The organism is Paraglaciecola sp. 25GB23A, assembly GCF_040012495.1.
Classification (GTDB): Bacteria; Pseudomonadota; Gammaproteobacteria; order Enterobacterales; family Alteromonadaceae; genus Paraglaciecola.
This window is the reverse complement of record NZ_JBDYKM010000071.1, coordinates 1-1898: the sequence shown is the minus strand read 5'-3', so window position 1 is coordinate 1898 and position 1898 is coordinate 1. Positions and strand designations below refer to the sequence as shown.

1 protein-coding gene is annotated in these 1898 nt (G+C 42.5%); it reads left to right on the top strand.

Annotated elements, in window-relative coordinates; all coding sequences use genetic code 11:
• Positions 1-116 precede the first annotated feature (116 nt).
• Positions 117-1688 carry a transposase gene (locus ABKW31_RS22865; protein WP_348619028.1) on the top strand — a complete coding sequence of 524 codons (1572 nt, stop codon included), beginning with the start codon at positions 117-119 and terminating at the stop codon, positions 1686-1688.
• The last annotated feature ends 210 nt before the right edge of the window (positions 1689-1898 follow it).

Below are 1898 nucleotides of genomic sequence, written 5' to 3'. Positions count from 1 at the left end.
GCGTTGAGGCTGTAGAAAAACCCTAAAATAGTTCAAAAAACCATCATTATTCACTTCCCACCGATCGTCGTTTGTGATCCAATAGGTATTATCAATTAGGCACAGGAGCCTTGGTGATGCCACGTTTTATCCCACTCAATTATCAACAAAACTCTATGGTTGTAATCAACTTTCAAGACCAACTTCAATCAGGTACGTTCGAACATGCTATTCATCATTTGATTGATAATAGGTTAGACATATCGGTGTTTTATCCGAAGTACCAGAATGATGCGACAGGCCGTCCTGCGTATGATCCCGCAGCGTTATTGAAAATCATTTTGTTTGCCTATTCTAAAGGCATTACTTCAAGCCGCGAAATTGAGTGGTGCTGCGAAACCAATATCATTTTCAAAGCTCTGAGTTGCGATTCCGTGCCGCATTTTACAACCATTGCAGGCTTTGTCAGTGGACGTAAAAAAGAGGTTGAAAGCGTCTTTGAGCAAGTGCTGTTGATATGCCATACCCAAGGTTTATTGGGCAATGAATTGTTTGCCATAGACGGGTGTAAAATGTCATCAAATGCGTCCAAAGAATGGTCTGGCACATTTAAAGAGTTGGAAGAAAAACGCGATAAACTTAAACGTCAAATCCGCTATCAGATGGACCAGCATGAGAAGCTTGATAAGTGTGAGTCTGTGGATGAAGTACGCAAACAGCGCACCGCGCAAACTATCGATACCTTGAATAAAGCGCATGACAAAATAAATGCCTTTCTAAAGGAAGCTGACGCCGCACCACGGATGGGGACAGGTAAACGTCCACAAGAAGTGAAGAGTAATATTACTGATAATGAATCAGCCAAGATGACCACCAGTAAGGGCACCATTCAAGGCTATAACGGGGTGGCAGCGGTGGATAAAAAATACCAAATTATCGTTGACGCCCAAGTGTTTGGTAGCGGCCAAGAGCAGCACACGTTGCAGCCCGTACTTGAAAGTATTCAAGCGCGGTTTAAGCGTTTAGCTATTAGTGACGATATTTTAAAAGCGCAAACTATCATCACCGCAGACACAGGTTTTGCCAACGAATTGAACAATGCATATCTGCATGATAATGACATTAATGCCTACATTCCTGATAACCAATTTAGGAGCCGCGACCCCAAGTTTAATGAGCAAAAGCATAAACACGGCAGACGCCATCAAGATAACAAGGTACGCAAAAAAGCCATCATTCCTGCCAGTGAATTTAGCTTCGATCCAGTGAACAATAGTTGTATCTGTCCAGCGGGGGAATCTATCAGTTTTCGAGGCATACGAGAGAATGACTTAGGCATAAAAATAGCGTTCTTCGAAGGCAAGTTATTACAATGCCGCAACTGCGATAAAAAGCATCAATGCATGCATAATCCCAGTGCCGCTGAACATCGAAAGGGGAATGGTCGGCAAGTCAGTTTCGCACTGAATGACACTAGAGCACCCAACTACACCGACTGGATGAAACATCGGGTTGATAGCCCAAAGGGCAAACAAATTTACAGTCACCGCATGTCCGTGGTTGAACCTGTGTTCGGCAACATAGGGACCAACAAGAATCTCAAACGCTTCAGCCTGCGTGGCAAAAATAAGGTGCAAGGCCAGTGGTATTTGTTCTGTTTGATACACAATATTGAGAAACTCAAGAATTACGGACAGTTAGCGGCATAAAGCTAATACCACATGACGGTAAATACCGCTCTGTGAAGCCCCTAAAATCAGGCTATAGCTAATACAAAATCGCCGAAAAGAAAATTATCCCAAAATCCCATCAATAAAATTGAAAAATCCTCATCTTCAAGGCAAAGTAGCAAAAGTTAAAAATTAAGAAGGGTAGTAGAAAATGCAATGTCAAAACCGACTTTTTCTACAGCCTCGTTA